This window comes from Streptomyces sp. Je 1-79 (assembly GCF_025195125.1).
Lineage (GTDB): Bacteria > Actinomycetota > Actinomycetes > Streptomycetales > Streptomycetaceae > Streptomyces.
Genome location: NZ_JAMGSL010000014.1, coordinates 147,183 through 169,699, shown reverse-complemented (window position 1 = coordinate 169,699; position 22,517 = coordinate 147,183). Strand labels below are relative to the sequence as shown.

Sequence of the window (22,517 nt, the reverse complement as noted above, 5' to 3'; positions counted from 1 at the left end):
CGCGGGCACGCGGCGATGGGGGCATCAGTGACGATCGGCAGTTTCGGACCCGGGGCGCAGATTCCCCTGCAGGGCTCGGACGGACAGACGGCGGCGACCCACGCCCTGGCCTCCGCCGCGTACCGCGACAGCCCGGTGGAAGCGATCCTGGACGCCAACAGCGAGTGGCACAAGTCCAAGGTCACCGACGGCAAGTGGCAGAAGCTGTTCCGGCCCGACCTGGGCGAGGCCTTCTCCCGGGCGGTCCAGGTGCGGATGCTCGGCGGTGCCCGGAAGGCGCTCATCCAGTCCTTCGGCACCGAGCCGCAGCCCGTGGTCGAGCACTGCCTGGCCGCCACCCGTATCCGCAAGCAGCGCGACGTGCGGCTGACCCTGGTCACCTTCGTCTTCGGCGTCCTCTTCCTGCCCGGTCTGCTGCTCTGGCTCGGCGTCATCCAGCTGCGCCGCATGGTCGCCGGCACGGAGAACAAGCGCACGAGCGCGGTGGGCTCGGTGATCCTGGTGGTGGCGGGCCTGATCGCGGTGGGCTTCCTGATCAAGCTGCCGCTCGACGGCCCCCTGTCGGTCTATCTGCGGGCCATGATCGTCGCGCCGGTCGTCGGCTGGTTCCTCGCCAAGCGGATCTGCGAGTCCACGGCCCGGGATCTGCGCGAGCGCTGGACCGCGCTGCTGAGCGGCGGGGGCATCGGGGCCAAGATCCCCGAGGCGGTCCCCCAGGACCCGGGCGAGAAGGCCGCCGAGGAGCTGCGTCAGAACCTGGAGAAGCTGTCGGCGGAACAGCAGTCCAACATCGTCTTCTACGCGGGCCCGAAGGGAATACTGGGCATGGGCACCCGCTGGGGCAGCTGGACGCTCGCCGAGGAGCTGATCCCCAAGGACGGGCGCGAGATCCACGACTTCCGCGCCTGGGACGTCGTACGGAAGATCCACGACCAGCTCACGATGCTGGAGCGGGGCTCCCTGAAGACCGGTTTCCCCAAGCCGACCGTCAAGCACTGGATCGTCTCGCCGGTCGGCGAGGGCGCCGACGAGGTCGCCAGGCCGGACGGTGACAACATCGTGCACTTCCAGGTCAAGCCGCACGAGATACAGCGCATCTGCAACGACCAGCAGTTCGGCGCCGGCAACCGGCACTACCTCGGCGTGCAGTTCACGCTCTGGGACGGGCAGCTCGTCCTGACGATGATGATCACGGTGACCTCGCTGCACCACACGCTGCGCGTGGAGGTCACGGGGCACGCGCTCGGCCCGGTCCACTCGCTCTTCACCTCCAAGCCGGCGGCGAAGACCAAGGACGTCTCCAAGACGGTCAAGTTCTGGGAGACCCGGACGGTCCAGCTGCCGCTCCTGGAGACGGACGAGATCGTCCGCAAGGCGGTCCGCGCCCCGCTGACCTGGTTCCCCCAGGTCCTGGACTTCCTCGGCGGCAAGCTCGTCCTGCCGGAGCCCTTCGGGCTGCGGCACGCCTGGGCCGCACAGCCCTGGCGGCACCGCTTCATGGCGGACGACGCGATCCGCGCCGCGACGCCGGTGATGCGGGCGGTCCACGCCGCGACCATCCAGGTGCTCGACGATCACGGCGTGGACACGGAGCGCTTCACCAACCGCTCGCTGATTCTGAGCGGGGCGGTCCAGGACCCCGGCACGAAGAAGGCCGACGTCTACGACGCGTAGGGGCTAGGCCAGTTCCGAGGAGGCCGGCCAGGCGGCGGCGAGCATCGTGCGGGTGTCGGCGAGGAGCTGCGGCAGCACCTTGGTGTGTCCGACGACCGGCATGAAGTTGGTGTCGCCGCCCCAGCGAGGCACGATGTGCTGGTGCAGGTGGGCGGCGATGCCGGCGCCCGCGACCGTGCCCTGGTTCATGCCGATGTTGAAGCCGTGCGCGCCGGACGCGGTGCGCAGGGCGATCATGGCCCGCTTGGTGAACTCGCCGAGCTCGGCGGTCTCGGCCGCGTCCAGATCCGTGTAGTCGGCGACGTGACGGTACGGGACGACCATCAGGTGCCCGCCGTTGTACGGGTAGAGATTGAGCACGGCGTACACATGCTCGCCGCGCGCCGCCACGAGGCCGTCCTCGTCCGACTTCGACGGAATCACGCAGAACGGACAGCCGTCCTCGGCCCCCGGCCCGGTCGGCTTGTTCTCGCCCTGGATGTACGCCATACGGTGAGGCGTCCACAGGCGCTGGAACGCGTCCTGCGTCCCGACTCCGATCTGCTGCTCCGGCTCAATCGTCATGCTGTGCAGCATATTGCTTCGCCCGTTCGGAACGTGTCGCCGGGGCGAAGCTCCCCCGCTCCCGGAGATGCTGATCCGATGGACGAGAGGCCGGAGAAGCAGGAACGCTGGGACCGCCGCATGGAGACACCGCTCGCGGTGGCGTCCCTGCTCTACCTCGCCGGGTACACGGTGCGGGTGCTGGCCCACGGCATGGCCCAGGTCTGGCTGGACGTCTGCCTGGCGGTCACACTCACGGCCTGGAGCGTCTTCGTCCTCGACTACGCGGTACGGCTCCGGCTCAGCGGCCTCGGGCCGCTGCGCTTCGTCCGCGCGCACGTGCTGGGCACGGTGGTCCTGATCCTGCCGCTGCTGCGGCCCCTGCAGATGGTGAAGATCTACGAGCGGATCCAGCGCCGCCGCGACCAGCCGCGTCTGACCCTCTACGCCCGGGTCATGGCCTACTCCAGTCTCACGGTGTCGCTGCTCGGCTTCGCGGGCGCGCTCGCCGTCCTCCAGCACGAGCGCGGGGCCCCGGGCGCCACGATCCGTACCTTCGGCGACTCCCTCTGGTGGGCGGCGGAGACGCTGACCACGGTCGGGTACGGGGACGTGACCCCGGTGACCCCGACCGGCAGGGTCATCGCGGTGGGCATGATGGCGTGCGGCGTCGCCCTGATCGGGGCCGTGACGGGTTCGTTCTCGTCCTGGCTGATCCAGTCGTTCACGCGGGAGGACGAGAAGAGGCCCCCGGGTGGTACCCCGGGGGCCTCCTGAGCCTCTGCGCTCGGCGGGTCAGATCTGGACGCGCTCCTCGACGACCTTGGCGATCTTGGCGATGGCCTCGTCGACGGGGATGCCGTTCTCCTGCGAACCGTCGCGGTAGCGGAAGGAGACGGCGCCGTTGGCCATGTCCTCGTCACCCGCGATGATCATGAACGGGACCTTCTGCTTCTGCGCGTTGCGGATCTTCTTCTGCATCCGGTCCGAGGAGGCGTCGACCTCGACCCGCAGGCCCCGCTTCTTCGCCTGGGCGGCGAACTCCTGGAGGTACGGGATGTGGGCGTCGCCGATCGGGATGCCGGTCGCCTGGACGGGGGCCAGCCACGGCGGCATGGCGCCCGCGTAGTGCTCGAGCAGGACGGCGAAGAAGCGCTCGATGGAGCCGAACAGCGCGCGGTGGATCATGACCGGACGCTGCTTGGTGCCGTCGGGGCCGGTGTACTCCAGGTCGAAGCGCTCGGGCAGGTTGAAGTCCAGCTGCACGGTCGACATCTGCCAGGTGCGGCCGATGGCGTCGCGCGCCTGCACGGAGATCTTCGGGCCGTAGAACGCGGCGCCGCCCGGGTCGGGGGTGAGCGGCAGGCCCTGCTTCTCAGCCACCTCCTGGAGGACGGCGGTGGCCTCCTCCCAGACCTCGTCCGACCCGACGAACTTCTCCGGGTCCTTGGTGGACAGCTCCAGGTAGAAGTCGGTCAGGCCGTAGTCGCGCAGCAGGTTGAGGACGAAGGTGAGCGTCTTGTCGAGCTCCTCCGCCATCTGCTCGCGGGTGCAGTAGATGTGCGCGTCGTCCTGGGTGAAGCCCCGGGCGCGGGTCAGGCCGTGCACGACGCCGGACTTCTCGTACCGGTACACGGTGCCGAACTCGAAGAGGCGCAGCGGCAGTTCACGGTACGAACGCCCGCGCGCGTCGAAGATCAGGTTGTGCATCGGGCAGTTCATGGGCTTGAGGTAGTAGTCCACGCCCTCGTCGAGCTGCATGGGGGGGTACATGCCCTCGGCGTACCAGTCGAGGTGGCCCGACTTCTCGAACAGCTTGCCCTTGGTGGCGTGCGGCGAGTAGACGAACTCGTAGCCCTCCTCCTCGTGGCGCTTGCGCGAGTAGTCCTCCATGACCCGGCGGATGATGCCGCCCTTGGGGTGGAAGACCGCCAGGCCGGAGCCGATCTCGTCCGGGACGGAGAAGAGGTCGAGCTCGTTGCCGAGCTTGCGGTGGTCGCGCTTCTCGGCCTCGGCGAGGAAGTCGAGGTGGGCCTTCAGCTCGTCCTTCGACGGCCAGGCGGTGCCGTAGATGCGCTGGAGCATCGGGTTCTTCTCGCTGCCGCGCCAGTACGCGGCGGCGTTGCGCATCAGCTTGAACGCCGGGATGTTCCGGGTGGTGGGCAGGTGGGGGCCTCGGCAGAGGTCCTTCCAGCACAGCTCGCCGGTCTTGGCGTCCAGGTTGTCGTAGATGGTCAGCTCGCCGCCGCCGACCTCGACGTTCGCGCCGTCGTCGGTCGACGCGGAGCCCTTGATGCCGATGAGCTCCAGCTTGTACGGCTCGTCCGCGAGCTCCTCGCGGGCGCCCTCGTCGGTCACCACACGACGGGAGAAGCGCTGGCCTCGCTTCTGGATCTCCTGCATCTTCTTCTCGATGGCCTTGAGATCCTCGGGGGTGAACGGCTTCTCGACGTCGAAGTCGTAGTAGAAGCCGTCACGGACCGGCGGGCCGATGCCCAGCTTGGCCTCGGGGAAGAGCTCCTGCACGGCCTGGGCCATGACGTGCGCGGTGGAGTGGCGCAGGATGTCGAGACCGTCCGGGGAGGAGATCTCGACGGGCTCGACGACATCGCCCTCGGCGACGACGTACGTGAGGTCCTTCAGCTCACCGCCGACCCGGGCGGCGATCACGGACCGGTCGTCGGCGAACAGCGCGCCGGCGGTGCTGCCCGCGCTCACCGCCCGATCCTCGGCTCCTGAGGCGGACTGGACGGTCACACGGACATCAGACACGGATGCTCTTTCCATAAGGGCGCAGGCAGACACGACGTGCCGGCGTCGACGGTGCGCGGCAGAGACGAGGTGCCGCGTCGCAGCAATCCTAAGGGCTCGGTTCCCCTCCGGGCGCTGAGAGCCGGGCTCGCAGCGCCTGAGGTGCGGGTCCTCGGAGGGTCACTCCCCCGGGCCGCACGCCTCCTCGAAGAAGTCCAGGTTCTCGTGGAGCGACTTCATCAGACGGTCCCGCTCCGCCTCGTCCACCTGCACCGGTACGACCCCGGAGGCGTCCGTCAGCCGCCGGAAGCCGCCCCGGCTCTCCAGGCGCCCCACCACCCGGATCGGCAGCCCGACCAGATGTGCGTGGCCGGCCGTGCGGTACGACTCCTCGTCCAGGGTCACCCGGACGTGCGGCACCTCCGCGCCGCCCAGGACCCGCAGCCGTACGGTTCCCTCGCCGCGCGGGCCCGAGCGGCGCATGCGGACGACGGCGCCCGTGATCCGCACCGGCACGGACGGCTCGTCGGTCAGATAGCGCGCACTGGCCTCGCGCAGGGCCGGCAGGTCGCCCGCCGAGAACTCCACGGGCTCGGGCCGGGGGGCGCACCCCACGGGCGTCCCGGCGGCCGGAGCCCACTCCAGCGCGATCCTGGCTCCTTCGGTGCCCCGCACCAGCGCGACGAGCGCCTCGGTCAGCTCACGGCTCACACCCGCCTCGACCGCGGCGTCGAAGGCCTCCATCCCGCCCGTCGCGCGCTGGTAGTCGGTGGCCTCACGCGCCGCGTACAGCGCGTGGTACAGCCGTACGGCGATGGCCCGGCCGGAGTCGACCGGTACGAACGCGGTCAGGCCCCGGCCGCCCGGCGCCGCCCCCACGACCACCGCCTCCAGGGACGCCTGGGCCTGCCGCCGGTGCCGGGCGCCGTAGTAGCCGGCGCGGCCGCGGACGGCCAGCGCGCCGGCGAGCAGCAGCTGCCGGGCGGCCGACCTGAGCTGTTCCTGGACGGTCCACGGGACCGTGCCGGCGGGGCCCGGCGGCACGTCGCGCCACCAGCGGATCTCGTCGCTGGGCACGGTCAGCCCGACCAGGACCTCCCGGGCGGAGGGCGCCGCGCTGCGCTGGAGCGCGGTGAGCGCCTCGCCGAGCAGGTCCTCGCAGTCGGGAAAGGCGCGGCTCTCGGGCACGAGGAGGCTGGTGGCGCCCGAGGTGCCGCCCGGTCCCGGCGGTGTCCAGCGGCTGTAGCGGCCCGCGGCCCCGCCGCGCCGCCGCCAGCCGTGCCGGGCGAGCAGCGCGCCGAGGACCAGCGGGTCGACGCGTCCGGGGTCGGGGAAGCCCCCGGCGTCGGCCCAGGGGCCGCCGGGGTACTCGCCGGGAGCGGGGTGGGGGCGGAACGGTGGCAGAACGGGGCCGTAGCCGGCCCCGCCCTCCGGTTCGCCGATCGGCCGGTGCATCAAGGTCTCCCTCCCACGCCGACCCGGGTCATGATCTCGCACAGAGCCCGGTCGTCGAAGATCCGTGCCGTCGGTACGCGCACGGTCGTCCGCCGCCGCCCCGTCACCGGGTGGCCGGCCAGGTTGATCCAGTAGCAGCAGTGCCGCAGGTCCAGTCGGTCGTGCCCGGCCCGCAGCCAGTCCTCCCGGTCACGCGGCACGATCATCACGACCAGGATCTTGTGCACCGAGACCGGGGTCCGCGCCAGCTTCACCAGGTGGTCGTTGTCCAGAGTGAAGGAGAACGCGGGGCCGGGCGGCCGCGGCGGCAGCTGGTAGGTGCACTTGAGCTGCACCTTGATGGTCACTTCGTCGTCCACGGTGTGGCCGGGAGCGCTGTGGCTCACGTGCCAGTCGATGCCGTTGTCCGGAAACGGCTGCGACAGCGAGCAGCCCGCCGCCGCCGCGACCGCGTGCAGATATCCCACCTGGAGCGTCTCCATGCAGGCGGTGGTGGCCAGTGAACCGCGCAACGGTGCTGCCCGCTGAGGTGGCAGCCCTCCCGATTCGGGCTGGGCGAGCGCCATGTCAATTCCCTTCCCCGTCATCTGTGTTGTCACCGGTTCGCGTAGGGGGCAAACAGCCCGGGTATCACCGATTCGGGCAGAGGGATCGCCATCTGCCGCACATGTGCGAGGAGTTCGGGGATGACGCACTGGTACGAAGGGCCCCTGGCCGCATTCGACACGGAAACCACGGGAGTTGACGTCGAGCAGGACCGCATCGTGTCGGCCGCTCTCGTCGTCCAGGACACGGCCGGCGGACGTCCGCGGGTCACGCGCTGGTTGGTCAACCCCGGGATTCCGGTGCCGCCCGCGGCCACCGAGGTCCATGGACTGACGGACGATCACCTACGGCGGAACGGGCGCTGGCCGGCGCCCGTGATGGAGGAGCTGGGGCGGGCGCTGGCCGAGCAGTGCGCGGCGGGCCGGCCGCTGGTGGTGATGAACGCGCCCTTCGACCTGACGATCCTGGACCGCGAGCTGCGCCGCCACCGCGCCTCCTCGCTCGGCCGCTATCTGGAGAACGCGCCGCTGTGCGTGCTGGATCCGCGCGTGCTCGACAAGCACCTGGACCGGTACCGCAAGGGCCGCCGGACGCTGACGGATCTGTGCGCGCAGTACGGCGTGCAGCTGGACGGCGCGCACGACGCGGCGGCCGACGCGACGGCGTCGCTGGATGTCGTACGGGCGGTGGCGCGACGGTTCGCGTCCCGGCTGGAGCGGCTGTCGCCGGCGGAGCTGCACACCCTTCAGGCGATGTGGCACGCGGCGCAGGCGCGCGGGCTGCAGGCGTGGTTCACACGCAACGGGACGCCGGAGACGGTGGATCCGGCGTGGCCGCTCCGTCCGGAGCTGCGGACGGCCGCGTGAGGCGTCGGTCGCCCCTGACATGCGGAAGGCCGGTCCGTCTTTCGACGGACCGGCCTGTCCCGGTGGGCGATACTGGGATCGAACCAGTGACCCCTTCGGTGTGAACGAAGTGCTCTCCCGCTGAGCTAATCGCCCGGGAACGGGTTGAACCATACAGGTTTCCGCTGGGTTCCTTCAAACCGCGCGCAGGTGCGCCGCAAGGCCCCTCCGCCCGGCGCGCATCATCAGGGCGTGGTTGGCGCGGAAGACGGGCCGGCCCGGGACGGCGAGCCGGCGCATCAGGGGGCTGGTCACCTCGACCTCCTGCTCGTAGAGCGCGCGGGTCCCCGGGCCCCGGGAGGTCAGCGTCCAGCGCGCCCACCCCTCCAGATCGCCGTGGAGGGCGATCTCCAGGACGTGGGCGACGGGATCGCGGCGCTGGGCCTCGGCGGTGACGACGAGGTCGTACGGGAGGAAGGAGCGGAACCGGGCGGTGCCGGTGACGTCGTCGACGGGGACGACCTCACGGACCTGGGGCCACCAGCCCGGGTACTCCTCGGCGCGTTCGAGCACGGCGTAGACGGCGTCGGGCGGGGCGGCCAACAGCCAGACGCTGCGGAAGCGGTAGCGGCACCAGTCCATGACCCCAGTGTGTACGTACTCAGGCCCGGAGATGAGTACCCGCGCGCATGGCGCCGGAGTGTGGCCCGGCGCACACTCCGGGCATGGACAACGCTCTCCCGCCCGCCGACGAACTGGTGCTCGTCGACCGCGAGCTGGCCCGACTCGACGCCCGCAGGTCCCAGTTGCTGACCCGCCGGGCCTGGCTGCTGCGGGTGCTGCACACGCCGGTCGCGCTCCCGGCGCCGGCGAGGCCCGGCGCTCGGCCGGTCGCCGACTCGACGCCGCGCAGCGCCCAGAACGTGCTGCTCACGCTGGGCGGGGTGCTGCTGACGATCGCCGCGCTCGCCTTCACCCTGGTCAGCTGGGGCTCGATGGGGATCGGCGGTCGTGCGGCCGTACTCGCCGTCGTGACGTCCGCGGCGCTGACGGTGCCGGCGGTCCTGCTGCGCCGGGGGCTCGGCTCGACGGCGGAGGCGGTCGCGGCCCTGGGTCTCGTGCTGATGGTCCTCGACGCGTACGCGCTGCGCCGGGTGGCGTTGCCGGAGGCCGACGGGGCGGCCTTCACAGCCGTGGCCTCGGCGGTCCTCGCGGGCGCGTGGACGGCCTACGGGGCGGCGCTCGGGCGGCTGCGGACTCCGCTGCCGGTGGCGGTGGTGACGGCCCAACTGCCGCTGCCGCTGGGTGTTCTGGCCCTGGACGGCGGCCCGCTGGCCCTGGCCTGGGCGGCGCTGGCGACGGCGGTCGGGGATCTGGCCGTGGTCCTGTTGGCGAAGCCGGCGGCGGTACGGATGACGGCGGCCCTGGGGGCCGGTGCCCTGGGCGGCTGGGCGCTGCTCACGGGCGGTGGCCTGTCGCTCTCCTCGGCGCTCCCGGCGGGCGCGCTGCTGCTCGCCTGCGCGGCGGTGGCGCTGTGCGTGGCGTGGCGAGCGGCCCGGGCGGCGGTGGCCGCGTCGGTGGTGGCGGGGCTCGCGGTGGTCTCGGCGGCGGGCGGTGCGCTGCGTCCGGTGCTGCCGGGCGACTGGGAGGTGCCGGGGTACGTGCTGTGCGCGGTGGCCCTGGCGGCCGCGCTGCGGTCGGCGGCCCCGCGCGCGGTACGGACGGGCCTGGCCGGGGCGGGCGCCGGGGTGCTCGCCCTGGGCGTGATGTGGGCGCTCCCGCCGGTGGCGGCGGGACTGCTCGCCCCCGTGGCGCGGACGACACCGGTCTGGTCGGGGGCGCACGGGGACCCTGTCCTCGCCGGGTACCCCTCGACGGCCCCCGTGGTGCTGATCGTCGCCGCGATCGCCGTCGCGGCCCTGCCCCGCCTGTGGTCCCGTTGCGCCGCGCTCTTCCTGGTCTGGGCGACGCTGACGGCGCTCCCGGTCTCCTCAGAGCTCCCGTACGCGCCGACGCTGGCGCTCCACCTCGCGACGACCACGGCGGCCCTCTTCCTGGCGATCCGCCCGGAGACGCTCGCCAGGGGCCTCCACGTGCCTGCCGCGCCGCGTCCGGAATCGGGTGCGTCGGCGGCCGGCGGAGAGCCGGGCACGGCGGGGCGCGACGCGTCCGGGGACGGCGACGCAGCAGGGCGGACCGGCTCCGACGCCGGGCAGGGGTCGCGGTGGCCCGGTTGGGCGCCCGTGGGTGTCCCGGTGGCCGCTTCGGCGCCCGTGTCGCCCCGGGAGGTGTTCGGATGGAGCGCGTTCGGCTGTGGGCTGGCGTCCGCCGCCGGCGCGGTCGCGCTCGCCCTGGACTCGCGAGGGGCGACGTTCGGCACGCTCGGCGTGCTGACGGCGCTCTTCGTCGCGGGTGCCCTCCTCGCGGAGGGCGCCCGGCGGACCGTGGCCGCCTGTCTGGCGGTCGTCGTGACCGCCGGGCTGGTCTCCGCCGGGGCCGCCGCGGCCGAGTTCCCGGACCACCACACCGCCCTGGCCCTGCTCCTCGTGCCGGCGGCGACCGCCCTGCTCGGCGCGCGGCTTCGCCGCCACTTGCTCGCCCTGCCCGTGGAGATCACGGGCGCGGCGGTCGGGGTGCTCGCGATCGGCCTCGCGGCGGCGTCGCGCCCCGCCGTCCTCGCGCTCGTCCTCGCCCTCGGCGGCGTGATCGCCGCCGCCACGGCCCTCAGGCCCGAGCGCCGGCCGTTCGCCTCGTGGACGGCGGGAGCCCTCTTCCTCGTGGCGACCTGGGTGCGCCTGGCCGTCTGGGACGTGACGACACCGGAGGCGTACACGCTGCCCGTCACGGTGCCCGCCCTCGTGGTCGGTGTGCTGCGGCGGCGCCGCGACCCGGAGGCCTCCTCCTGGGTGGCGTACGGCCCCGGCCTCGCGGCCACGCTCGTACCGAGCCTGTTCGCCGCCTGGGCGGACCCGGACTGGCCTCGCCCGCTGCTCCTCGGCGTCGCCACGCTCGTGGTGACGCTGCTGGGGGCGCGGTTCCGGCTCCAGGCGCTGCTGGTGCTCGGCGGCACGGTCCTCGCCCTCGACGGGCTGCACGAGCTGGCCCCGTACGTCGTCCAGGCCGTCGGCGCTCTCCCCCGCTGGCTGCCCCCGGCGCTCGCCGGTCTGCTGCTGCTCGCGGTCGGGGCGACGTACGAGCAGCGGCTCCGGGACGCCCGCCGGCTCCGGGAGCGGCTCGGCCGCATGCGGTGACCCGACGCCCGACGGGAAACGCCGAAGGCCCGGAGACTGGATCCAGTCTCCGGGCCTTCGGTCCGGGTGGTGGGCGATACTGGGTTCGAACCAGTGACCTCTTCGGTGTGAACGAAGCGCTCTCCCACTGAGCTAATCGCCCGGGCGCACCGCAAACATTACCGCATGTCAGCCGGTGCCCCGGACCGTCCTCAGGTCAGTCGTTGATCTTCCACGGCATGACGAAGCCGTACTTCCACAGGTAGAAACCGAGCAGCGCGGCGATGATCACCAGGCCGACGGTCGTCAGGATGATGTTGCGCCGCCGGACCTTCGGATCGAGGGCGCGCTGAGCGGCCTCGGTGACCTTCCTCTTCGTCCAGCGGAGCACGAGCTGCGCCCAGACGAACTCGGTGGCCCAGATCGCCATGCCGCCGAAGATCACCAGCCAGCCGGGGCCGGGCAGGGGCAGCATGACGACGCCCGCGCCCACCACCGCCAGCCCGACGATGAAGACGCCGACCTGCCAGCTCACATGCAGGCTCCGCCGGGCCTTGATGAACTCGGGGGCCCGGGATCCCAGCTCGGATTCCCCGTCGGCCGCGGACTCCCCGGTGCGCTCGTCACTCTCCGCATTCATGGTCACCAACTTACCCGACGGAACGTCCTCACTCATTTGGCGGTATTACCCAAAGTTACACACCCCCATACGAGCTACCTGAACGATCACAAAACAGACAGAGGGGTTTACAACGGCACCGTAGGTGGCATGTCGATTTCGCCGACGTGCGAATCCCCGAGCGCACACTGAGCGAAAGGCCCTGGCGCTTATGAACACCACGGTCAGCTGCGAGCTGCACCTGCGCCTCGTTGTGTCGAGCGAGTCCTCACTGCCTGTACCCGCGGGCCTGCGGTATGACACGGCCGATCCGTATGCCGTGCACGCCACCTTCCACACCGGAGCCGAGGAGACGGTCGAGTGGGTCTTCGCCCGCGACCTTCTCGCCGAGGGGCTGCACCGGCCCACCGGCACCGGCGACGTCAGAGTCTGGCCGTCCCGCAGTCACGGTCAGGGCGTCGTCTGCATCGCGTTGAGTTCCCCCGAGGGCGAAGCCCTGCTCGAGGCCCCGGCGAGGGCCTTGGAGTCGTTCCTGAAGCGGACCGACGCCGCGGTCCCACCGGGCACCGAGCACCGTCACTTCGACCTCGACACCGAGCTCTCCCACATCCTGGCCGACAGCTGAGCCAGGCCGAGAGCCGCACGGCGCCGTCCGACTCGGGGCGACGGCGCCGCGCGGACAACCCCATACGGCAGACATCGGCGTCCTCACCGCGCAGCCGGCGCGGAAGAGGGCGCCGCTGCCCGTTCCCGGCCCGCGGCCCGATCCCGGCTCGCGGCCGACGGTCCCGGGCCCTCCGGTCGGGGCCGGGTTTCGGTCCCGTTCCGGCCCGCTTTCGGACCCCTCCCGGCCGGGCGCGGCGAAGCCGCTAGAGTCAGCGCAATTCCGCGGGCGTCCGCCCGCAGCCGGCCAGGGAGCGAATCGTGCTGATCCCCCACGACACCCGGATCGCCCTCGACACCGTCGTCGATCTGATGAACACCGCGCCCCAGGGTGACCGCGACGACGAGCTCGTGGACGTCCCGTCGCTGCGCACCTTCGTTCGGGCCCACGACATCAGCGACGTGGGCACCCTCGACGAGGACGACCTGCGGGCCGTCCAGGAGGTGCGGGCCAGGTTCGCGGCGGTCTTCGCGGCACAGGACACCCGGATCGCGACCACGCTGATCAACCAGCTGGTGGCCGCCGCGGGCACGACGCCGCAGCTCACCAACCACGACGGCTACGACTGGCACGTGCACTACTTCGCGCCGGGCGCCTCGGTCGCCGACCACCTCGGCGCGGACTGCGGGATGGCGCTGGCGTTCATCATCGTCGCGGGCGAGCAGGAGCGACTGAGGCGCTGCGAGGCTCCCGACTGCGGCCGCGCCTTCGTCGACCTCTCCCGCAACCGCTCGCGGCGCTACTGCGACAGCCGCACCTGCGGTAACCGGCTCCACGTCGCCGCGTACCGCGCGCGCCGCAAGGAAGCCGCCGGCTGAGAAGCCGTGAGCCGCCCCGCGGCGGCGGGCCGCCTCACAGCAGGAAGAGGTCGTGCACGGCGGCCGTCAGGAGCAGAAAGCCGATCACCGCCAGGAAGATCATCAGCGGCGGCTGGGAGAGCGCGAAGAGGCAACCGCGCGGTTCTTCGGTGGGGGCGGGAACATGATCCCGGGAGGTATCGAGCATCTCGGGAGCGATCATGGCGCAGCGCGCCCCGCGACCGCCCGCAACACGCCCCTCGTGAGCGGGAGTTCATCACATCCCGTGGATGCCCCGCATGTCAGATCCCGTGCTTCTTCAGAATGGCCTCGATGTCGCTGAAGTCGTCCCCGGCCTTCGTCTCCTGCGGCTTCGGGGTCGCACCGCGCTGCCCGCGGCCCAGCGAGGGCGCGGACGCGGCCGGTGCGACCGTTCCGGGCCGCTCACCCGTCGCGAGCTGCTCGGCCTTCTTCCGGCCCGACCTGCGCCGCTCGACGGCTCGGCTGGACATGAAGAGCAGCCAGGCCACGCCGAGTACGCCGAAGCCCGCCCAGGCGGTCGGGCTGAAGGCCGTGTCGAAGGCCCACTCCACCGCCCCCGTCATCACCAGGCCGATGGGCACGAGGGAGTAGGCGGCGATCCGTGTCGCGGCGAGGAAACGCTTGCGGTACGCCGTGATCGCGGCGATGCCCATGCCCGCCACGGACACCGCGGAAAAGATGGTCTCGGCGAGCATGCGATCCTCCTGGGCCGGGCGATACGTCCCTTCCATCCTGCACCGCCGGCACGCCCCGCGGCCATCTTCCGGGGCCTACCTCAGGGAGATCTCCGGGTCACCCCTGCCGGATCTCCTCCCCAGGTCCCGGTTGGGCCGTGCCCGCGCGGGCTGGAAGACTGCCCTCATGAGCGACTCCACCACCCCGTCCGCCTCCCCCGTCACTGTGGAGGCCTGGTTCGACCTCCAGTGCCCCGACTGCTTCCGCGCGCTCGACGACGTACGCGCGCTGCGCGAGAAGTACGGCGACCGGGTCGACGTACAGCTGCGGCACTTCCCGCTGGAGAAGCACAAGCACGCCTACGCCGCCGCGCAGGCCGCGGAGGAGGCCGCCGACCAGGGCAAGGGCTGGCCGTACGCGGAGGCGCTGCTCGCCAGGACCGCGGAGCTCGGCGAGCGCGGCGAGCCCGTGCTCCTGGAGATCGCGGCCGAACTGGGCCTGGACGCCGAGGAGTTCGACACCGCCCTGATCGACGGGCGCCATCTGCTGACCGTCGACGCCGACCAGGCCGAGGGCAAGGCGATCAAGGTCACCGGAACCCCGACCTATGTCGTCGGCGGCGAGCGGCTGGACGGCGGCCAGAGCCAGGACGGCCTGCGCGCCCGCGTCGAGGAGATCGCCGACCGTCTGCTCGCCGCCTGACGCACTCCCCAGACGGGGGGCGCCCTAGAGCAGGGCCTTGTAGCTGTTGACGTACGTCGTCCGGTAGCCGAGCGACTCGTAGAGCCGGATGGCCGGGGTGTTGCCGGTGAAGACATGGAGTCCGAGCAGGCGCTCCCCGGCGCCGAGCGCGACCCGCTCGGCGACCAGCATCAGGGCCCGGCCGTAGCCCTGGCCCCGATGGGCCTCGGCGACCTCGATGTCGTAGACGTAGCTCCCGGACACGCCCGGTTCCAGATCGCGGGCGGCCGTCCACACCTGGCCGACCGTCGCGCCGTCCCGCACCGCCACGCTGATGGCCACCCCGGGCGAGTCCAGCCCCTGCGGCAGCAGCTCGCGGTGGCTGGCCTCGGCCTTGGCGCGCGCCTGGTCCGCGGGGACCCCGCGCTCGATCCAACTCCGCGCGTAGCCCTCCTTGGCCTTCGCCTCCCACACGACGAACTCCGCCGCCGTCATCGGCCGGACCTCGACCCCGGGCGGCAGCGCCGGCGGCTGAGCCGGGAGCTCCTTGGCCATGTTCCGGCCGCGCTCGGTGTAGCCGAGCACCCGCGCCATCCTGAGCGCCGCCTCCGCCCGCGACGGTACGGAGATCTGGACCTCGCCGCAGCCCCAGCCGCGCAGCACCTCCTCCGCGGCGAGCGCCGCGACGGTGCCCCGGCCTCGGCGGCGGTCCTTCTCGTCGATGCCCAGATCCGCGATCACCCCGGCCCGGGCGCCGAAGCCCGCCGCGGTGGCGAGCCGTACGGAGCCGACGCGACGGCTGTTCACACAGACGTCATAGGTGCGCGAACGTCCGCCGTCGGCGGTCTGCTGAAGCGGCTCGGCCGGCCGCAGGGTGGTGGTCATCACGGGTGTTCTACCCAGACTCCGGCCGTCCGTCATCAGGTTTTGCGCGACGTGGTTCCGCCCCGCGGCCGTTCTACGCGAGGCGCGGATCCCGGTCCGCCGCCGCGCGCTCGTCGAAGATCCTCATCGCCTTCGCCGTCACCGGCCCCGGCGCGGGCGTCGTCCCGCGGTCGTCGACGCGGTGCACGGCCTGGATGTCGCGGAGGGTCGAGGTCAGGAAGATCTCCTCGGCGCTCCGCAGGACGTCCAGCGGCAGATCCGTCTCCTGCGCGCCGGTCCACTCCACCGCGAGGGCGCGGGTGATCCCGGCCAGGCAGCCGGAGGAAACGGGCGGGGTGTGGATGCGGCCGTCTAGCACCACGAAGACGTTGGAGCCGGTGCCCTCGCAGAGCTGCCCGACCGTGTTGGCGAACAGCGCCTCGGAGGCGCCCTGTTCGTGCGCGCGGGCGAGCGCGACGACGTTCTCGGCGTACGAGGTGGTCTTCAGACCGGTGAGCGCGCCGCGCTCGTTGCGGGTCCAGGGGACCGTGATCACGGCGGTGGAGTCGGGGCGGCGGCCGGACTCGCCGAGGGCGACCACGAGGCTGGCACCGGCGTCGCCGCGCTCGGAGCCCAGCGGCGAGAGTCCGCCGGTGTACGTGATGCGGAGCCGGCCGAGCTCCATCGGGTTGGCCTCCAGGACGGCGGCGCAGGCGCGGCGGACCTCGTCGAGGTCGGGGTCGGGCAGGCCCAGACCGCGTGCGGAGCGGGTGAGCCGCTCCAGGTGCAGGGTGAGGGCGAAGAGCTCGCCGCGGACGGCCTTGACCGTCTCGAAGACGCCGTCGCCGACGGTCAGCCCGTGGTCCAGTACGGACACCTGTGCTTCCTCCGCGTCGCGCAGTCCGCCGTTGACCCAGAGTTTCATCGCGATATGGCCTTTCCGCTCGCCTCGTACCGGCCCGACGCTACCGCCAGCAGGCGCGACGCCTTCAATTCGGTCTCCGCCCACTCGCGGTCGGGGTCGGAGCCCCAGGTGATGCCGGCGCCGGTGCCGAAGCGGAGCAGACCCTCGGGGCGGTCAATCCAGAAGGTCCGTATGCCGACGGCGAGCTCGGCGGTACGGCGGTCGGCGTCGACCCAGCCGATGCCTCCGCAGTAGGGGCCGCGGGGGGCGGTCTCCAGGGCCTCGATGATCCGCAGGGCGCTCGACTTGGGGGCGCCCGTGACGGAGCCGGGCGGGAAGGTGGCGGCGAGCAGCTCCGGCCAGCCCGCCTTCTCGCCGAGCCGGCCGCGGACGGTGGAGACCAGGTGGACCAGGCCGGGGTGGGGCTCGACGGCGCAGAGCTCGGGGACGGTGACCGAGCCGGTGGCGCAGACCCGGCCGAGGTCGTTCCGCACGAGGTCCACGATCATCACGTTCTCGGCGTGGTCCTTCTCCAGCAGGTCCTCGGCGGTGCGCCCGGTGCCCTTGATGGGGCCGGACTCGACGGTGGCGCCGTCGCGGCGCAGATAGAGCTCGGGGGACGCGGTGGCGATCTCCACCCCGTGGGCGGGCAGCCGAATCGTTCCGGCGTACGGCGCGGGGTTGCCGCGGGCCAGCAGCGCGGTGAGGGCGTCGACGTCGGCCGCGTCGGGGTCGGGCAGCGGCGCGGACATCACGCGGCAGAGGTTCGCCTGGTAGACCTCACCGCGCGCGATGTGCGCGCGGATGGCGCGGACGCCCGCGGTGTACGCGGCGCGGTCGAGGGACGACGTCCAGTCACCGGCGCCGGGCCCGCGCCAGGCGCCGGGGGTGGGGGCGGGGACGGGGTCCACGCGTACGTCGCCGAAGCGGGCGCAGGTCAGCCGGCCCTCGAAGTCCGCGGAGACGGCCCAGAAGCCGACGGAGTCCAGGGCCGCGGGGTCGCTGGTGACGTCCCGCAGGTCGGTCGCGACGAGGCCGCCGAAGCGGGCCAGAGGAGCAAGGTCGTGCACGAATCGAGTCTAGGCGGGTGGGACGCGCGGGCGGGCCCGGCCGGGAGGGGGCGCTCTCCTGAGGCGGCTGCGCGCCACCTCGGGGACACGGGGAGTGAACGTCGCGCGAACGCTCCCGGCCACGCGGCTCCGTGCGCGGCTCAGCACGCTGCGGAAACGCGTTTTTGTGCTGGCCCAGGAATCCGCTAGAGTTCAACACGTCGCCGGGACGCGCAAGCGGAACGGAACCGACAAGCGGACGTGGCTCAGTTGGTAGAGCATCACCTTGCCAAGGTGAGGGTCGCGAGTTCGAATCTCGTCGTCCGCTCGATGTGGGGGATCTTCCCGAACCCCTGTATTCACTCCTGGTGGAGTGGCCGAGAGGCGAGGCAACGGCCTGCAAAGCCGTCTACACGGGTTCAAATCCCGTCTCCACCTCCAAGCGCGATTAGCTCAGCGGGAGAGCGCTTCCCTGACACGGAAGAGGTCACTGGTTCAATCCCAGTATCGCGCACGCAGAACAACCGAAGATCCGGTCCGCATGGACCGTCCCGCGCGATTAGCTCAGCGGGAGAGCGCTTCCCTGACACGGAAGAGGTCACTGGTTCAATCCCAGTATCGCGCACGCAGCAACACCACCCCTGGTCCTGTATGGTTTGGGACCGGCCCGCGCGATTAGCTCAGCGGGAGAGCGCTTCCCTGACACGGAAGAGGTCACTGGTTCAATCCCAGTATCGCGCACCATACGACGGAGCCCCCGGTCGCCTCTCGCGACCGGGGGCTTCGTCGTACCCGCTCCTCGTCAGGAGGAGAAGAGCATCCGGCCGAAGCCGCGCTGGTGGTGGTGACCGCCGTGGTGGCCACCGTGGTGCGGGGCGCCCCAGGCGGGCGCGACGGGCGCGGCCTGGCCCGGGTAGGCCGGCGGGGCGGGCGCGGGCGGGGCCTGCTGGACCCACTGGGACTCGAGCCGGGTCAGGGCCTCCAGCTCGCCGTAGTCCAGGAATATCCCCCGGCAGCCGCTGCACTGCTCGATCTGGACACCGTTGCGGTTGTACGTGTGCATCGCCGCGTGGCACTTGGGACACTGCATGGTCGGCTCAACTCCCTGCCGTTCGAATGGTGCTCTCAGCTTATGGGGACGCAGGCCGGGCCAACTCGGTTCGGAGCGAGCCTATTCGGGCGCACGTGTCGATCATCACCTCCTCGACCTCGTCGAGGGGGCGCTCTTCGGCCGTCGACTTGGCGAGGGCGAGCGCGGCGGTCTGGACGGTCAGGGCACGGGCGGGGATGTCGAGTTGGGCCCAGGGGTCGTGCGCGGCGACGGCGGGGCCGCCGGCCCGCGTGTACGCGTCGAGGAAGCGGGACCAGACGTCCGGGGACAGGATGCCGGCGGCGAACCAGGCGGCGGGGCGCGCCAGGTCCCACGCGGGGTCGCCGAGGCCGAGGTCGTCCACGTCGATGAGGACCCAGGGGGCGCCGGGGGTCCGCGGGTCGCGCACGAGCTGACCGAGATGGAAGTCGCCGTGGCAGAGGAGGTCGTGGGCCACCGTCTCCTCGGGGAGTGTGCGCCAGGCACGGAGCACGGTCCCGACGGCGGAACGCGGGGCGCCGGAGCGGAGCATCCGCTCGACGGCGAGGGCCGCCTTGACCGGCGCGCGCATGGGCGGCAGGCCGGGGGGCGGCGTGGTCCGGTGGAGCCGGGCGAGGAGCCGGGCCGCGTCCTCCCAGGGGGCGGCGTCGGGATCGGCGGGGTCGACGGGAACGCCGTAGGGCCAGGTGGTGAGCGGCCGGGCGGCGACAGTGGGGGTGGGTGGGACATGGGGCGGGAGCAGGATCCCGCCCAGCGCGTCGAGGGCGGCGACGGCGATCCTGGCGGCGTGCTCGTCGGGGTCGAGGCCGGGGGCGTGGGCCTTCACGACGACCGCTCCGTGGCGCACGACGGTGCCGTCGTCGCGGTCGGCGAGGACGGTACTGGCGTGCGGGGCGCACGGGCAGGCCGCGTCGGCCCGGTGCGCGGCGTCCCGCGCGAGGTCGCTGAGCTGTTCGAGTTGGGCATGCTCCACGCGGGGAGCGTACGCAATGCGGTGGCGCTGCGGGGGCGGTGGCCGGTGCGGGGGCCCGGCGCGCTCCTCCCGGGGCACGTGCGCAATGCGGGGGCTCCCCGGCGCGCTCCCGTCCGGGGCCCGGGCTTGCCCGGAAGGGCGCTCGGGCCGGGGGCTCGACGACCGGGAACGCTCGGCGGCCGGGAACGCGCGAGGGCCGGTCAGCTCCCCAGCTGACCGGCCGCACGCTGCCGTCCGCCGCACCCCCGTCCCCACGGGGTTGTTGGCCGGATGTCCCCGACCCGGGCCGCTCTCCCGGGTCCGGGGCGCCGTTCAGCGCCCCAGCATCACGCCCACGGACGACGCCTGTGTGACCACTGCGTCCCAGCCGCCGAAGACGACGACCAGCAGGGTCGCGAGAGGGAGGACCATGGCGGTCGCCACCAGGGGGTGACGGCGGCCCGAAGGTCGGGTGGTGAACCGCGGTGCCGGGTACGCCATGAGTCCTCTCCTGTCCTGTTCTGGAGCGGCGGGTGTCTGACCTCGGGGGACGAGTGCTGCACCCGCCGCTTGACCTCAACACTAGGGATCGGATGCCGCCCGGACGTCATGCCCGCGTACCGATCTCCGGGCCTCCCGGAGGATGAGGAGCACCCCACGGCGTACTCCCCAGGGTGGAGGGCGCGGCCTAGGTCTGAGGGTCTTCCCTGAGAGGGACCGGCTGCTCGACCAGTGCGAGGACCCGGCTCGCCATGAACCGGGCCGTCCGGACGACCACCCCCGTGCGCGTGACTTCGCTCACTTCCACGACCCCGCGCCGTACGGCCGTCTCCACCCTCCGGCCCGCCCGGCTTGCCACCACTTCGTACGTCCGTGTCGTGTCCCCCGCGTCCACGACTATCTCCACGCGATCACCCTTCATCGACCGAATCCCCCTTCTGCGATTGGATGTTGGAGAATCCCGCGGCCCGGACGGGCGTCCGTTCCGCCGCCCTGACCACCCCTCAAGTGTCCTCCCCAGCACTGACAATCGATCCGCGCGCGAGGGCGCGGCCTATGAGCACACCGGGTCGTCACTACGTAAGCTGTGCCACGTCGAACGGACGAGGGGACGGACATGGCGATGATGCGGCTCCGGCGCGAGGATCCGCGGATCGTCGGGTCGTTCCGGCTCCACCGCCGGCTCGGGGCCGGTGGGATGGGGGTCGTGTACCTGGGGTCCGACCGGCGCGGGCAGCGGGTGGCGCTGAAGGTGATCCGGCCGGATCTCGCCGAGGACCAGGAGTTCCGGTCGCGGTTCGCCCGGGAGGTCTCCGCGGCCCGGCGGATCCGGGGCGGCTGTACCGCCCGGCTGGTCGCCGCCGATCTGGACGCCGACCGCCCGTGGTTCGCCACCCAGTACGTGCCCGGACCCTCCCTGCACGACCGGGTCGCCGAGGAGGGCCCGCTGCGGGCCGCCGACGTGGCCGCCATCGGGGCCGCGCTGTCGGAGGGCCTGGTCGCCGTCCACGAGGCCGGTGTCGTCCACCGGGACCTCAAGCCCTCGAACATCCTGCTGTCCCCCAAGGGCCCCCGGATCATCGACTTCGGCATCGCCTGGGCCACCGGCGCCAGCACCCTCACCCACGTGGGGACGGCCGTCGGCTCCCCCGGCTTCCTCGCGCCCGAGCAGGTGCGGGGCGCGGCCGTCACCCCGGCCACGGACGTGTTCTCGCTCGGTGCCACCCTGGCGTACGCGGCGATGGCGGACTCGCCCTTCGGCCACGGCAGTTCCGAGGTCATGCTCTACCGCGTCGTCCACGAGGAGCCGCAGCTCGGCGGCGTACCGGACGCGCTGGCGCCGCTCGTCCGGGCATGTCTGGCCAAGGATCCCGAGGACCGGCCCAGCACACTGCAACTGTCCATGCGGCTCAAGGAGATCGCCGCCCGCGAGGCCCAGGGGCTGCCGACGGCCCGTCCGCCGGCGCAGCGGGAGCGTACGGAGGAGTCGACCGGGAGCCGGCCGACGGAGCGGTACACCGAGCGCAGTACGCAGGGGCGGACCCAGGGCCCTGCCTCCCGACCGTCGTCACCGCGTACGGGCGGCGGCTCCTCGCGCGCCTCGCAGTCCCGGCCCAACGGGCGCCCCTCGCCCTCCCGCCCCGGTGGCGCGCGCACGACCTCGACGGGCCGCCGCCCCGCCAACCCGCGGCTGCTGCGGCAGCGGCTCTTCGTCTTCGTCGTGGTGACGCTCGTCGTCGCCCTGGGGATCGCGGCGGCGCAGGCCCTCCAGGGCTAGAGCCCGCCCCGGGCGTCGCCGGTCAGTCCTGCGGGCGGCCGCTCGCCACCGCGTAGAAGGCCACGGCCGCCGCCGCGCCCACGTTGAGCGAGTCGACCCCGTGCGCCATCGGGATGCGGACCCATTCGTCCGCCGCCCGCAGCGCCTGCGTGGACAGTCCGTCGCCCTCGGCGCCGAGCATCAGCGCGGCCCGCTCAAGCTTGTGCGGGGCCGCCACGTCGATCGGGGAGGCCTTCTCGTCGGGGGTGAGGGCGAGCAGCTTGAACCCCGCCTCCCGCACCGCCTCCAGACCGCGCGGCCAGGTGTCCAGGCGGGCGTACGGGACGGAGAAGACCGCGCCCATGGAGACCTTCACGGACCGGCGGTAGAGCGGGTCCGCGCAGTCCGGCGACAGCAGCACCGCGTCCATCCCGAGGGCGGCCGCGCTGCGGAAGATCGCGCCGATGTTGGTGTGGTCGTTGACCGACTCCATCACGGCGACCCGGCGGGTGGTACGGAGCAGGTCCTCGGCGCTCGGCAGCGGCTTGCGCTGCATGGAGGCGAGGGCTCCGCGGTGCACGTGGTAGCCGGTGACGCGCTCGGCGAGCTCCGGCTGCACCGCGTACACGGGGGCCGGGACCTCGTCGATGACGTCGCGCATGACATCGACCCACTTGGCGGAGAGCAGCATCGACCGCATCTCGTACCCGGCCTGCCTGGCCCGGCGGATGACCTTCTCGCCCTCGGCGATGAACAGACCCTCGGCGGGCTCGCGCCTGCGGCGCAGCTCCACGTCGGTCAGGCCGGTGTAGTCGCGCAGGCGCGGGTCGTCGGGGTCGTCGATCGTGATGAGTTCGGCCACGAGGTGATACTGCCTTG

General features: G+C 72.5%; 24 protein-coding genes and 7 tRNA genes. 13 read left to right on the top strand and 18 right to left on the bottom strand.

Translation table 11 applies throughout. The features are described from left to right. Positions 1-15 precede the first annotated feature (15 nt). A complete protein-coding gene (locus tag M5362_RS27015) occupies positions 16-1,674 on the top strand; it encodes a hypothetical protein (protein WP_260230375.1) in 1,659 nt (552 codons plus the stop codon). Between the two features lie 3 nt (positions 1,675-1,677). Here the strand turns inward: M5362_RS27015 and M5362_RS27010 are convergent, their stop codons facing one another. Then, positions 1,678-2,250 (bottom strand): HIT domain-containing protein, encoded by a 573-nt coding sequence (locus M5362_RS27010; RefSeq protein ID WP_260230374.1) that lies wholly within the window; start codon positions 2,248-2,250, stop codon positions 1,678-1,680. A gap of 66 nt (positions 2,251-2,316) precedes the next feature. Between M5362_RS27010 and M5362_RS27005 the strand changes: the two genes are divergently transcribed. After that, positions 2,317-2,994, top strand: coding sequence for a potassium channel family protein (locus M5362_RS27005; RefSeq protein WP_260230373.1), 678 nt, complete (start codon positions 2,317-2,319; stop codon positions 2,992-2,994). Positions 2,995-3,012: 18 nt separating this feature from the next. On the opposite strand, the gene thrS is transcribed toward M5362_RS27005, so the two are convergent. The 3 genes from thrS to M5362_RS26990 form a co-directional block, all read right to left on the bottom strand. Further along, entirely contained in the window at positions 3,013-4,989 is a 1,977-nt protein-coding gene (gene thrS / locus M5362_RS27000) for a threonine--tRNA ligase (RefSeq protein ID WP_260230372.1), read from the bottom strand. Between the two features lie 159 nt (positions 4,990-5,148). Then, entirely contained in the window at positions 5,149-6,423 is a 1,275-nt protein-coding gene (locus M5362_RS26995) for a hypothetical protein (RefSeq protein ID WP_260230371.1), read from the bottom strand. Next, positions 6,423-6,989, bottom strand: a complete 567-nt coding sequence (locus tag M5362_RS26990) for a DUF4365 domain-containing protein (protein WP_260230370.1) — start codon at positions 6,987-6,989, stop codon at positions 6,423-6,425. Before M5362_RS26990 ends, M5362_RS26995 begins: the two co-directional genes overlap by 1 nt. Before the next feature lie 120 nt (positions 6,990-7,109). On the opposite strand from M5362_RS26990, the gene M5362_RS26985 reads away from it, so the two are divergent. Then, a complete protein-coding gene (locus M5362_RS26985; protein ID WP_260230369.1) occupies positions 7,110-7,835 on the top strand; it encodes a 3'-5' exonuclease in 726 nt (241 codons plus the stop codon). A 63-nt stretch (positions 7,836-7,898) separates the two neighbouring features. Here M5362_RS26985 and M5362_RS26980 read toward each other — a convergent pair. Beyond that, positions 7,899-7,970 (bottom strand) — tRNA-Val (locus tag M5362_RS26980). Between the two features lie 39 nt (positions 7,971-8,009). After that, on the bottom strand, positions 8,010-8,456 hold the full coding sequence (locus tag M5362_RS26975; RefSeq protein ID WP_260230368.1) for an SRPBCC family protein: 447 nt from the start codon (positions 8,454-8,456) through the stop codon (positions 8,010-8,012). 83 nt (positions 8,457-8,539) lie between these two features. Here M5362_RS26975 and M5362_RS26970 point away from each other — a divergent pair, with 83 nt between their 5' ends. Then, positions 8,540-11,065 (top strand): SCO7613 C-terminal domain-containing membrane protein, encoded by a 2,526-nt coding sequence (locus M5362_RS26970; protein ID WP_260230367.1) that lies wholly within the window; start codon positions 8,540-8,542, stop codon positions 11,063-11,065. A gap of 67 nt (positions 11,066-11,132) precedes the next feature. Here the strand turns inward: M5362_RS26970 and M5362_RS26965 are convergent. Next, a tRNA-Val gene (locus tag M5362_RS26965) sits at positions 11,133-11,207 on the bottom strand. 54 nt (positions 11,208-11,261) lie between these two features. Continuing rightward, the gene (locus tag M5362_RS26960; protein ID WP_260230366.1) at positions 11,262-11,684 is read right to left on the bottom strand and encodes a TIGR02611 family protein; all 423 of its coding nucleotides are present in this window, start codon (positions 11,682-11,684) and stop codon (positions 11,262-11,264) included. A 190-nt stretch (positions 11,685-11,874) separates the two neighbouring features. Between M5362_RS26960 and M5362_RS26955 the strand changes: the two genes are divergently transcribed. Then, on the top strand, positions 11,875-12,288 hold the full coding sequence (locus M5362_RS26955) for an SsgA family sporulation/cell division regulator (protein ID WP_015032345.1): 414 nt from the start codon (positions 11,875-11,877) through the stop codon (positions 12,286-12,288). A 299-nt stretch (positions 12,289-12,587) separates the two neighbouring features. After that, positions 12,588-13,145, top strand: a complete 558-nt coding sequence (locus M5362_RS26950; RefSeq protein ID WP_260230365.1) for a CGNR zinc finger domain-containing protein — start codon at positions 12,588-12,590, stop codon at positions 13,143-13,145. A 34-nt stretch (positions 13,146-13,179) separates the two neighbouring features. Here the strand turns inward: M5362_RS26950 and M5362_RS26945 are convergent, their stop codons facing one another. Continuing rightward, entirely contained in the window at positions 13,180-13,347 is a 168-nt protein-coding gene (locus tag M5362_RS26945) for a hypothetical protein (protein WP_260230419.1), read from the bottom strand. A 79-nt stretch (positions 13,348-13,426) separates the two neighbouring features. Continuing rightward, on the bottom strand, positions 13,427-13,861 hold the full coding sequence (locus tag M5362_RS26940) for a hypothetical protein (RefSeq protein WP_260230364.1): 435 nt from the start codon (positions 13,859-13,861) through the stop codon (positions 13,427-13,429). A 166-nt stretch (positions 13,862-14,027) separates the two neighbouring features. On the opposite strand from M5362_RS26940, the gene M5362_RS26935 reads away from it, so the two are divergent. After that, positions 14,028-14,543 carry a DsbA family protein gene (locus M5362_RS26935; protein ID WP_260230363.1) on the top strand — a complete coding sequence of 172 codons (516 nt, stop codon included), beginning with the start codon at positions 14,028-14,030 and terminating at the stop codon, positions 14,541-14,543. Between the two features lie 24 nt (positions 14,544-14,567). Here M5362_RS26935 and M5362_RS26930 read toward each other — a convergent pair whose 3' ends face one another. The 3 genes from M5362_RS26930 to M5362_RS26920 form a co-directional block, all read right to left on the bottom strand. Further along, positions 14,568-15,407 carry a GNAT family N-acetyltransferase gene (locus M5362_RS26930; RefSeq protein WP_260230362.1) on the bottom strand — a complete coding sequence of 280 codons (840 nt, stop codon included), beginning with the start codon at positions 15,405-15,407 and terminating at the stop codon, positions 14,568-14,570. 73 nt (positions 15,408-15,480) lie between these two features. Beyond that, positions 15,481-16,311, bottom strand: coding sequence for an aminotransferase class IV (locus M5362_RS26925; RefSeq protein ID WP_260230361.1), 831 nt, complete (start codon positions 16,309-16,311; stop codon positions 15,481-15,483). Then, positions 16,308-17,360 (bottom strand): chorismate-binding protein, encoded by a 1,053-nt coding sequence (locus M5362_RS26920; RefSeq protein WP_260230360.1) that lies wholly within the window; start codon positions 17,358-17,360, stop codon positions 16,308-16,310. The genes M5362_RS26925 and M5362_RS26920 overlap by 4 nt, the downstream gene beginning before the upstream one ends. A gap of 234 nt (positions 17,361-17,594) precedes the next feature. On the opposite strand from M5362_RS26920, the gene M5362_RS26915 reads away from it, so the two are divergent. The 5 genes from M5362_RS26915 to M5362_RS26895 all read left to right on the top strand — a co-directional run bounded on the left by M5362_RS26915 (position 17,595) and on the right by M5362_RS26895 (position 18,083). Beyond that, positions 17,595-17,667: transfer RNA gene (locus M5362_RS26915), tRNA-Gly, on the top strand. Between the two features lie 39 nt (positions 17,668-17,706). Further along, a tRNA-Cys gene (locus M5362_RS26910) sits at positions 17,707-17,780 on the top strand. A 1-nt stretch (position 17,781) separates the two neighbouring features. After that, a tRNA-Val gene (locus tag M5362_RS26905) sits at positions 17,782-17,853 on the top strand. Positions 17,854-17,892: 39 nt separating this feature from the next. Beyond that, a tRNA-Val gene (locus M5362_RS26900) sits at positions 17,893-17,964 on the top strand. Positions 17,965-18,008: 44 nt separating this feature from the next. Then, positions 18,009-18,083: transfer RNA gene (locus tag M5362_RS26895), tRNA-Val, on the top strand. A gap of 58 nt (positions 18,084-18,141) precedes the next feature. On the opposite strand, the gene M5362_RS26890 is transcribed toward M5362_RS26895, so the two are convergent. The 4 genes from M5362_RS26890 to M5362_RS26875 all read right to left on the bottom strand — a co-directional run bounded on the left by M5362_RS26890 (position 18,142) and on the right by M5362_RS26875 (position 20,303). Continuing rightward, positions 18,142-18,429 (bottom strand): zf-TFIIB domain-containing protein, encoded by a 288-nt coding sequence (locus M5362_RS26890; RefSeq protein ID WP_260230359.1) that lies wholly within the window; start codon positions 18,427-18,429, stop codon positions 18,142-18,144. A 40-nt stretch (positions 18,430-18,469) separates the two neighbouring features. Beyond that, positions 18,470-19,402, bottom strand: a complete 933-nt coding sequence (locus M5362_RS26885) for a phosphotransferase family protein (RefSeq protein ID WP_260230358.1) — start codon at positions 19,400-19,402, stop codon at positions 18,470-18,472. A 312-nt stretch (positions 19,403-19,714) separates the two neighbouring features. Next, on the bottom strand, positions 19,715-19,882 hold the full coding sequence (locus tag M5362_RS26880) for a hypothetical protein (RefSeq protein ID WP_260230357.1): 168 nt from the start codon (positions 19,880-19,882) through the stop codon (positions 19,715-19,717). A gap of 187 nt (positions 19,883-20,069) precedes the next feature. Beyond that, positions 20,070-20,303: a hypothetical protein gene (locus tag M5362_RS26875; RefSeq protein WP_260230356.1), complete on the bottom strand. Its 234-nt coding sequence runs from the start codon at positions 20,301-20,303 to the stop codon at positions 20,070-20,072. 195 nt (positions 20,304-20,498) lie between these two features. Here M5362_RS26875 and M5362_RS26870 point away from each other — a divergent pair, with 195 nt between their 5' ends. Further along, complete coding sequence (locus M5362_RS26870) at positions 20,499-21,659, top strand: serine/threonine-protein kinase (protein WP_260230414.1); 1,161 nt, start codon at positions 20,499-20,501, stop codon at positions 21,657-21,659. 22 nt (positions 21,660-21,681) lie between these two features. Here the strand turns inward: M5362_RS26870 and M5362_RS26865 are convergent, their stop codons facing one another. Then, entirely contained in the window at positions 21,682-22,500 is an 819-nt protein-coding gene (locus tag M5362_RS26865) for an RNA methyltransferase (RefSeq protein ID WP_260230355.1), read from the bottom strand. Positions 22,501-22,517 lie beyond the last annotated feature (17 nt).

Bases quoted from the DNA above. Each gene is read 5' to 3' on its own strand.
- M5362_RS26940 (WP_260230364.1), bottom strand. From the start codon at position 13,861: ATGCTCGCCGAGACCATCTTTTCCGCGGTGTCCGTGGCGGGCATGGGC.
- M5362_RS27005 (WP_260230373.1), top strand. From the start codon at position 2,317: ATGGACGAGAGGCCGGAGAAGCAGGAACGCTGGGACCGCCGCATGGAG.
- M5362_RS26955 (WP_015032345.1), top strand. From the start codon at position 11,875: ATGAACACCACGGTCAGCTGCGAGCTGCACCTGCGCCTCGTTGTGTCG.
- M5362_RS26880 (WP_260230357.1), bottom strand. From the start codon at position 19,882: ATGGCGTACCCGGCACCGCGGTTCACCACCCGACCTTCGGGCCGCCGT.
- M5362_RS26995 (WP_260230371.1), bottom strand. From the start codon at position 6,423: ATGCACCGGCCGATCGGCGAACCGGAGGGCGGGGCCGGCTACGGCCCC.
- M5362_RS26990 (WP_260230370.1), bottom strand. From the start codon at position 6,989: ATGGCGCTCGCCCAGCCCGAATCGGGAGGGCTGCCACCTCAGCGGGCA.
- M5362_RS27015 (WP_260230375.1), top strand. From the start codon at position 16: ATGGGGGCATCAGTGACGATCGGCAGTTTCGGACCCGGGGCGCAGATT.
- M5362_RS26890 (WP_260230359.1), bottom strand. From the start codon at position 18,429: ATGCAGTGTCCCAAGTGCCACGCGGCGATGCACACGTACAACCGCAAC.
- M5362_RS26875 (WP_260230356.1), bottom strand. From the start codon at position 20,303: ATGAAGGGTGATCGCGTGGAGATAGTCGTGGACGCGGGGGACACGACA.
- M5362_RS26925 (WP_260230361.1), bottom strand. From the start codon at position 16,311: ATGAAACTCTGGGTCAACGGCGGACTGCGCGACGCGGAGGAAGCACAG.
- M5362_RS27010 (WP_260230374.1), bottom strand. From the start codon at position 2,250: ATGCTGCACAGCATGACGATTGAGCCGGAGCAGCAGATCGGAGTCGGG.
- M5362_RS26870 (WP_260230414.1), top strand. From the start codon at position 20,499: ATGGCGATGATGCGGCTCCGGCGCGAGGATCCGCGGATCGTCGGGTCG.
- M5362_RS26975 (WP_260230368.1), bottom strand. From the start codon at position 8,456: ATGGACTGGTGCCGCTACCGCTTCCGCAGCGTCTGGCTGTTGGCCGCC.
- M5362_RS26970 (WP_260230367.1), top strand. From the start codon at position 8,540: ATGGACAACGCTCTCCCGCCCGCCGACGAACTGGTGCTCGTCGACCGC.
- M5362_RS26935 (WP_260230363.1), top strand. From the start codon at position 14,028: ATGAGCGACTCCACCACCCCGTCCGCCTCCCCCGTCACTGTGGAGGCC.
- M5362_RS26945 (WP_260230419.1), bottom strand. From the start codon at position 13,347: ATGATCGCTCCCGAGATGCTCGATACCTCCCGGGATCATGTTCCCGCC.
- M5362_RS26960 (WP_260230366.1), bottom strand. From the start codon at position 11,684: ATGAATGCGGAGAGTGACGAGCGCACCGGGGAGTCCGCGGCCGACGGG.
- M5362_RS26930 (WP_260230362.1), bottom strand. From the start codon at position 15,407: ATGACCACCACCCTGCGGCCGGCCGAGCCGCTTCAGCAGACCGCCGAC.
- M5362_RS26985 (WP_260230369.1), top strand. From the start codon at position 7,110: ATGACGCACTGGTACGAAGGGCCCCTGGCCGCATTCGACACGGAAACC.